Source organism: Leptotrichia sp. (genome assembly GCF_057270615.1).
The window spans coordinates 1-7,265 of the sequence record NZ_DBHIXN010000076.1; the positions used below are offsets into that span (position 1 = coordinate 1).

The following is a 7,265-nucleotide window of genomic DNA, read 5'->3' on the forward strand; positions in this document are numbered from 1 at the left end:
ATCCTTTATCAAAAGCATTTATTATTGGAGCATCGTATTCATCTATTAAAATTATTACACTTTTTCCATAATATTCATACAAATAATTTGATAAGTTTTTAAGAGAATAAATCCAGTCAGCATCTTCTTTTTCCATAACTATCTTTTCAAAATCATTTTTAAAAATAGGATTCAATTTATCTTTTAAATCATAAAATTCCATGTATAAGTTTTTTATATATTTTTTTATCAGCATAAAATTTTCTTCCCAAGTATTTCCTTTTAAATCCTTCAATGAAATAAAAATTACAGGATATTTCCCCTGTTCAACCATATATTCACTGTCAAATACTTTCAAATTTTCAAAAAGCTTTTTATTTTCTTCTTTATCTTTTACATCAAAAAAATATCTTAACATTGACATATTCAATGTTTTTCCAAATCTTCGTGGTCTTGTAAAAAGTGTTACAGGAGCTCTGTTTCTCAATAATTCTTCTATTAACATCGTTTTATCTACATAATAATAATCTTCATTTATTATTCTTTCAAAATTTTCAATTCCCACAGGAACAGCTTTTTTTTTCATAAAATCACTCCTTCTTTTATTTTTTATAAATTTCAATATATTTAATTATACCACAACTTGATATTTAAAATAAAGTCATTTAAATGTTCTATAAATCATTTATTTTGTCTATAATTTTGAGTGATTCATTTATACCTTTATCTGAAATTATAAACAATAATCTTCCTAAATATATCGAATATCCTATATTATATTTTTTCGCATCTACTATAGCACCTGAATTCATATATATTTTCCCAACAGGGTCTAATTCATAACAAAATTTCATTTTCATTTTATACCTCCTTCATAAATAGGCTATCCTAATGTATGATTATGATTGGTATATCCTTACATTTATATTCTTAATTCTAATTTTTTAAATATATATCATAATTTTTTCTTTATATTCCTTTAATTCTTCTTCCATCATTTTATTCGGTATTTTTAACTTAGAAAATTCATTAACAAAATATTTAAATAAAAATCTATCTTTCATATTTAATATTTCTATCAAACGATTTTTGTCTTGTTCTTCGCAATATTTTTCTATAAATTTTCTTAATATTGCATATTCTTCTATCCAACCTTTCATAATGTTCCCTCTTTTCTCTTAATATTAAATCTGTTCTTGAATTTAGTAAAATATCCAATTTATCATATCTTATATCTATTTTTCAACAGGAAACAATTGAAACGCACCACCTTTACCATGTTCAGAATACGATATAGTAAATGGTTCCAACTCCTTTTCAGTATCTCCATAAGCATAAAGAATTCTTACTTTTGGATTTCCTTTACTATTAAAATCAAAAGTTTCTCCTACAGAAACATTGCTCTAAGTACAATTTTGATTATTAAGATTGTAATAATCATATACTATCTGGTATCTGTCTCTTACCTGATATGCAGTATCAATTTTTTCAAATCCCAAACTAAGATAATGGAGCAGACATTTCTTTTTTAGTAGCTTCATACCATTACATATATGCCGTTACTGGCAATGTTCTACTTGCTCCATTTGGACCTACATACTTATTTATTCTTTTCAGAATTTAAAATTTCATTTAACACAGAAATTGCTGTTTCATTATTTGAATCTAATTCTAAAATCTCTTTTGCTATCTTCTCTGCCTCATCATCATTCATTAAATGTTCTGGAAGTCCGTAGAAACTTAATAATAATAGCAGATTATCAACATTTTTTTTCAGTGAGACCAATTCCCTAGCATGAAAAATTCCAACAGCATAAGCACCTTCTATCCAGCATAATGTATAAGCCATTATAATTACTGATAAATTTAACCAAAGTGTATTACCTGTTTTTTTAAACATATATTGTGTAAAACCATAGACACTTAAACTTTCTGTCTTATCAGCAATATTAAAATTAATTACATCTTGTATATCTTTGTCGTTCATATTTTCAAATTTTTTAGCTACTTTCTCATACTGAGCATTTAATATTCCTTCTTCAATTTCTTTTAGTACACTCTCATCGTATATTTTTATCATCTCTCTATCTCCTTATTCTACTACCCAACCATTGCTAACTTTTATTGTTCCATCTGGAAATTTTTTATATCTTACTTGCACCTTATGTCCATCAATATTTAAAGTTTTTTCAAAAACTTGTTTTTTTGAATTAAACACTTTTTTTTGTCCATCTTTTAATATCTTTCTAATAATCTTTTTCATTTTTTCTCAATTTTTATCTGGAACAAGTCTAGAATGTCCCCAAAATTTAGACTATTTTTAAGCAATTTCTTCATTTCCTTTCCTTATGCCTTCTTCGTATTCATTCGGACTTGTAAATCCTATTTTACTGTGTATCCTGCTGTTATTATACCATATTTCTATATACTCGTACATTCCGGTTCTTAAACTTTCTAGATTTTCAAATTTTTTTATTTTTAAGAATCTGTCGATTAAAAAATTGTTTTAAATATTCAAATTGTATACAATATAAAAAAATAACCACTGTCTTTTACAACAACGATTATTTGAAAATTTTATAAATTTAAATTCCAGCTATTTTCCCATTCTTTCCACCCTTTCGGAGTTACTGTTGCCAAATCAAAATCTTTCATAAAATCATACGGATCTTCATATTTTTCAAGAGGTGTTATATCTATTAATTCTTTTGGTGCCACTTCATTGTCAATTTCTAAATCTATTCCATGATATAAGGCTATTTTTGCATATATTATGACATATACATGTAAGTAAAATTCATAATTTGGATTGTTATCATTTGAAAATTTTCTTGCCACCTTCTGCTCCATCATCCCGTTTATTGCTTTTTTCATTCCATCAATATCTTTATCTGCCAGAGCACTTAAAAATTCATAGTGCAGTTCTCCATATTTATAATAACTGTCTTTCAATGGCTTTTCCAAATATGCAGTACATCTTTTTTTGACTTCTTCAAAATCTCCTCTTATTGCTTGAAGAATTACACGAATTAAGAAAAATGTTCCATAATCATTTTTTAAATATCCATATTTATTTTTTTCACTGTCATAATCATCAGGCATTATCATATCTATATTATTTTTGAAAAATGTTATAAAATCTGGATTGTTAGACATCAACATTTCAAACATTTGAGAAGCCTGGGTAAACAGCCTATTACTTCTACTACAACCCAATATTAATAATTTTCCACCTATATAGCAATTTAATCTATGTTTTTTTATATTTTTTTCTATTAATAAATTTATTGAAGAGAATTTATTATAATAATTAGATAAAATTTGCATACAAGCAAATTGATTTCCTTTTTTATTTTCTATATACTCCAATTCATCTTTATCAAAATTTTCTTCTTTTCCTAAAAAACTTGAAATTAAATTAATTCCTTTTTCATATTTATTTTTACTTGCTACTATACTCATTTTAAATCCTTTCTTTTTATCATAATTTATTTTGTGATTCTTACGGGCACAAAAATTAACTTTTCCGTTTTTTTATCTACTCCTACTAATCCTGTGTTTAATTTTCCACTTTTCTTAGCATTTTCAATTGTATGTTTAACAGGATTCCCGTCTCCTAATTTATTTAATACATTATCTACCCAGTTAGGAGACATCTGTCTCGTTCCACCTACACCTTTATTTGAAACTTTCATATTTCCTGATTTTGCAATCTGTTTACTATCAAGTATCCAAACTTCTCCTGTATTTTTATTTCTGAATACATGGTCAAGTCCATTATTTGATATTTTTGATGCACTTATATTTCTATCGGCTGTAAAAGCAGTTGAATTTATCTCGTCAGTAAATCCAGAATGATAATTTTGAGAAGATATATTTTTTTCTGTTTTCTGATTAAAACTTTCTTTATTACTGTTATGATTATTACTTCCCTGTGAATGACTTCTCTCTACTGTTTTAGGTTCCTCAGAAGTAACAGCCGGTTTCTTCACTGTTTCAATATTCTGTTCAGGTTTAATAACCGGTTTAACTATAGGATTCTTTGGTGCTTTCAGTGTTGTCACACTCTTTCCTGATGCAATCAGGTTTGAACCAATTGACCCTATTGCCGTTCTTGCATACGTCTGTAAATTCAGCCCTGCTCTCAACTATATACTTCGAATCAGGTCTTGCTGACGGTATGTAGAGATCGCTTACCGTAAGCAGATTATTCCATCCTTCCACACGTCCTGTGTTTCCTACATTTACACCTATCCTGTATTTTTTCATTAATCATTGAATTTTATGATATATCTCATCCACAGTCCATCAATTATATATACTTCATTATCTTTATAATTTCTATTTATCATATTTGAAAACTCATTTATTCCTAATTTTTTTAACAGACTATCATAACAATAAAGTTCAGAAAATACTGACTTAAAACTTTTCACATTAGAAAAAATCAGACATTTATTATTATTTTTATGCCTATAATAAATATATAATTTTGTATCTTTATATCTACATTTTTTTATAAAAATATTTTCAAATTTCTGTTTTAACATTACTTATATCCCTTTCTATAATAATTTCAACTCTTACTTTATCTTTTGATATTATCAAATTTTCATATTTTTCATTTTTATTAAAAATTATATTTGCTTCTTTAAAAAAATTTTCATATTCTTTTGTTTTTTTGATATATATTCCTTTTTCCTCCCCATCTTTTTCAACTATATAGTTTATAAAATTCAATAGCTGAATTTTTATAGTTTTATTCCTATATATTTTATAATTTATGTTAAGATTTTTTAAAATTTGTTCTTCTTCTTTTGAAATATTTAAAAATTTCAGTTCTATTAATTCCATAATTCCTTCTTCTGCATATTTCTTATATTTTTCAAATTCAGAAGTAATATAATAATTAACTTCCATATTATGATTCCTTTCTTAAAAAACTTGAAATTAAATTAATTCCTTTTTCATATTTATTTTTACTTGCTACTACACTCATTTTAAATCCTTGCTCATTAATTATTTATTTTGTAATCCTTACAGGTACAAAAATTAATTCCCCTGTTTTTTTATCTACTCCAACTAATCCTGTATTCAATTTTCCGCTATTCTTAGCATTTTTAATTGTATATTTAACAGGATTATTGTTTTCTAATTTGTTTAATACATTTTTTATTCAGTTAGGAGACATCTGTCTAGCTCCACCTACCCCTTTATTTGAAACTATCATAATTCTAATTTTCTTCTACCAAATACTCTTTAGATGTCAAAATATTATATTTTTTTATTATACTACTAACTTCTTTACTTTTCAATAAAACTGGATTTATTTCTTTTATTTCTTTAATGAATCTTTTAGTAGTTACTTGTATTCCTGATATAAATTCTTCAAAATTAATTTTTTCCTCTTTGAAAAAAATATTCTTATTCTTATCTTCATCATAAAATTTATTATATACTTTTACAATATATGAATTTTTTATTTTTGATTTTACTTTTTCTTCTTCAATTTGACTTATTGATAAACTGTTGTATACTCACCTTTAGTTGCAACTCCTGATGAGTATACTCTTATTCCATTTTCATACTTTTACTTAAACCTCTATTTAAAAACCACCTTCACTTCTTTCCCATAAAACGCAACCCCAATCTTCAAAATATTCTTTATCCCTCTTGCCTTAAGCTTCGTATCATATTTCTTCTCATCAATCTGCTTCAACGCCTTCTGTGCTCTCTCTTCCATCCCCTTTTTCGTCTTCGATATTTTAAATTCCATAAGGTAAGCTTTCTCGTTACTTTTTATTGGAATCATTGCGAGGTCATATCTTCCATATCCACTCTCATCATTTGAAATAATCTCATATTTCCCCATCAAAAATCCTACAAGCCCTATCATAAACACCTGATAAATCTTCTCCATTTCCTTATCCAAGTCAAAATGACTTAACATATTTATCATTATTTCTCCCAATGTTTTCTCAAATTTCTTAATATCTCCATTTTCAAGTGCTTTTATCAAAATATTTGTTTTTACTTCTGTCCCAAAAAATCTGTTCAAGAACATATTACCAAAATATTTTCGTATTTCCTTATTTGGAATTCTCAAGTTATAGACATCTGTATATTCTGAAGTTACATCTATTTCCTTCTGCTTTTCATCTTTTGTCAAATACCCACTATACAAAAGTAATTGCCATATCTCATCATCATTATTTAAAAGACTTTTTATCGTAGTTCCATCCGAAATATATTTTTCAATGCTTTCCCCATCAGTAAACCGTTTTAAATCATCATAAACACTTTCTCCCGCATAATCAAGCATATTTTCTAAAAACGTATTTCCCGAAACGTTTGCCCAGTATGCTTTTATTTCTTTTTTTCTTACATAATTTACAATTGACCAGGGATTGTATACTTTACTTTCTCCAAAAATATATCCGTTATACCATTCCTTAACCTCTTCAATCTTATATTTCATATCAAAATACTCAAGCATTTCAATTACTTCACTTTCAAGAAATCCAAAGTATTCTGAATATTTTTTATTCAATATCGTATCTACTTTTAAACTATTTAAACCAGAAAACATTCCTTCCTTTATAATCCTTGCTATGCCTGTTAAAACACCATATTTCAAGGAATTATTAGTTTTTAATGCTGAACTGTAAAATGTTTGAAAAAAATTTATTGCTTCATTGTAGTATCCTTTATCAAAAGCATTTATTATTGGAGCATCGTATTCATCAATTAAAATTATGACTTTTTCTCCATAATATTTATTTAAATAATTTGACAAATCTAAAAGTGAAGTTTTAAAACTTTCTTCACTATCTCTCATTTCCCAAATTTTATCAAATTCTCTTTTTTCGACAATATTTAATTTTTCTCTCACAAACTCATATTCATTAAAAATTTTATACATTATTTTTTTTAGATTTTCAAAACATTTCTCCCAAGTATCTCCCTTTAAATCCTTCAGTGAAATGAAAATTACAGGATATTTCCCCTGTTCGCTCATATATTCACTATTATATATTTTCAAATTTTCAAAAAGTTTTTTATTTTCCTCTTTATTTTTTACATCAAAAAAGCATTTCAACATTGACATATTCAATGTTTTTCCAAATCTTCGTGGTCTTGTAAAAAGGGTTACAGGAGCTCTGTTTATTAATAATTCCTCTATTAGTAACGTTTTATCTACATAATAATAATCTTCGTTTATTATTCTTTCAAAATCTTCAATCCCCACAGGAACAGCTTTTTTTCTCATAAAATCACTCCCTCTT

The 7,265-nt window shown here is 26.1% G+C and carries 11 protein-coding genes; all 11 read right to left on the minus strand.

Translation table 11 applies throughout. The features are described 5' to 3' along the window. The coding region (locus ACO409_RS09780) for an AAA family ATPase (RefSeq protein WP_485556813.1) at positions 1 to 565 on the minus strand (565 nt) is incomplete at its 3' end. 88 nt (positions 566 to 653) lie between these two features. Then, positions 654 to 833 (minus strand): hypothetical protein, encoded by a 180-nt coding sequence (locus tag ACO409_RS09785; RefSeq protein WP_485556815.1) that lies wholly within the window; start codon positions 831 to 833, stop codon positions 654 to 656. Between the two features lie 90 nt (positions 834 to 923). Beyond that, on the minus strand, positions 924 to 1,139 hold the full coding sequence (locus ACO409_RS09790) for a hypothetical protein (RefSeq protein ID WP_485556817.1): 216 nt from the start codon (positions 1,137 to 1,139) through the stop codon (positions 924 to 926). Between the two features lie 440 nt (positions 1,140 to 1,579). Then, the gene (locus ACO409_RS09795) at positions 1,580 to 2,059 is read right to left on the minus strand and encodes a hypothetical protein (protein WP_485556819.1); all 480 of its coding nucleotides are present in this window, start codon (positions 2,057 to 2,059) and stop codon (positions 1,580 to 1,582) included. A gap of 12 nt (positions 2,060 to 2,071) precedes the next feature. After that, positions 2,072 to 2,242 carry a hypothetical protein gene (locus tag ACO409_RS09800; protein ID WP_485556821.1) on the minus strand — a complete coding sequence of 57 codons (171 nt, stop codon included), beginning with the start codon at positions 2,240 to 2,242 and terminating at the stop codon, positions 2,072 to 2,074. A 57-nt stretch (positions 2,243 to 2,299) separates the two neighbouring features. Then, positions 2,300 to 2,473 (minus strand): IS3 family transposase, encoded by a 174-nt coding sequence (locus tag ACO409_RS09805; RefSeq protein ID WP_485556831.1) that lies wholly within the window; start codon positions 2,471 to 2,473, stop codon positions 2,300 to 2,302. An 83-nt stretch (positions 2,474 to 2,556) separates the two neighbouring features. Further along, complete coding sequence (locus tag ACO409_RS09810; RefSeq protein WP_485556823.1) at positions 2,557 to 3,441, minus strand: Imm49 family immunity protein; 885 nt, start codon at positions 3,439 to 3,441, stop codon at positions 2,557 to 2,559. A 26-nt stretch (positions 3,442 to 3,467) separates the two neighbouring features. Then, entirely contained in the window at positions 3,468 to 4,127 is a 660-nt protein-coding gene (locus ACO409_RS09815) for a hypothetical protein (RefSeq protein ID WP_485556825.1), read from the minus strand. Positions 4,128 to 4,247: 120 nt separating this feature from the next. Beyond that, complete coding sequence (locus ACO409_RS09820; protein ID WP_485556827.1) at positions 4,248 to 4,529, minus strand: hypothetical protein; 282 nt, start codon at positions 4,527 to 4,529, stop codon at positions 4,248 to 4,250. Beyond that, positions 4,510 to 4,899 carry a hypothetical protein gene (locus tag ACO409_RS09825; RefSeq protein WP_211614334.1) on the minus strand — a complete coding sequence of 130 codons (390 nt, stop codon included), beginning with the start codon at positions 4,897 to 4,899 and terminating at the stop codon, positions 4,510 to 4,512. The genes ACO409_RS09820 and ACO409_RS09825 overlap by 20 nt, the downstream gene beginning before the upstream one ends. A gap of 682 nt (positions 4,900 to 5,581) precedes the next feature. Beyond that, the gene (locus ACO409_RS09830) at positions 5,582 to 7,249 is read right to left on the minus strand and encodes an AAA family ATPase (protein ID WP_485556829.1); all 1,668 of its coding nucleotides are present in this window, start codon (positions 7,247 to 7,249) and stop codon (positions 5,582 to 5,584) included. Positions 7,250 to 7,265 lie beyond the last annotated feature (16 nt).

What these genes read in the sequence shown, in the direction of transcription:
- ACO409_RS09785 (WP_485556815.1), bottom strand. Translation starts at nt 833, where the DNA reads ATGAAATTTTGTTATGAATTAGACCCTGTTGGGAAAATATATATGAAT.
- ACO409_RS09790 (WP_485556817.1), bottom strand. Translation starts at nt 1,139, where the DNA reads ATGAAAGGTTGGATAGAAGAATATGCAATATTAAGAAAATTTATAGAA.
- ACO409_RS09795 (WP_485556819.1), bottom strand. Translation starts at nt 2,059, where the DNA reads ATGATAAAAATATACGATGAGAGTGTACTAAAAGAAATTGAAGAAGGA.
- ACO409_RS09800 (WP_485556821.1), bottom strand. Translation starts at nt 2,242, where the DNA reads ATGAAAAAGATTATTAGAAAGATATTAAAAGATGGACAAAAAAAAGTG.
- ACO409_RS09810 (WP_485556823.1), bottom strand. Translation starts at nt 3,441, where the DNA reads ATGAGTATAGTAGCAAGTAAAAATAAATATGAAAAAGGAATTAATTTA.
- ACO409_RS09820 (WP_485556827.1), bottom strand. Translation starts at nt 4,529, where the DNA reads ATGTTAAAACAGAAATTTGAAAATATTTTTATAAAAAAATGTAGATAT.
- ACO409_RS09825 (WP_211614334.1), bottom strand. Translation starts at nt 4,899, where the DNA reads ATGGAAGTTAATTATTATATTACTTCTGAATTTGAAAAATATAAGAAA.
- ACO409_RS09830 (WP_485556829.1), bottom strand. Translation starts at nt 7,249, where the DNA reads ATGAGAAAAAAAGCTGTTCCTGTGGGGATTGAAGATTTTGAAAGAATA.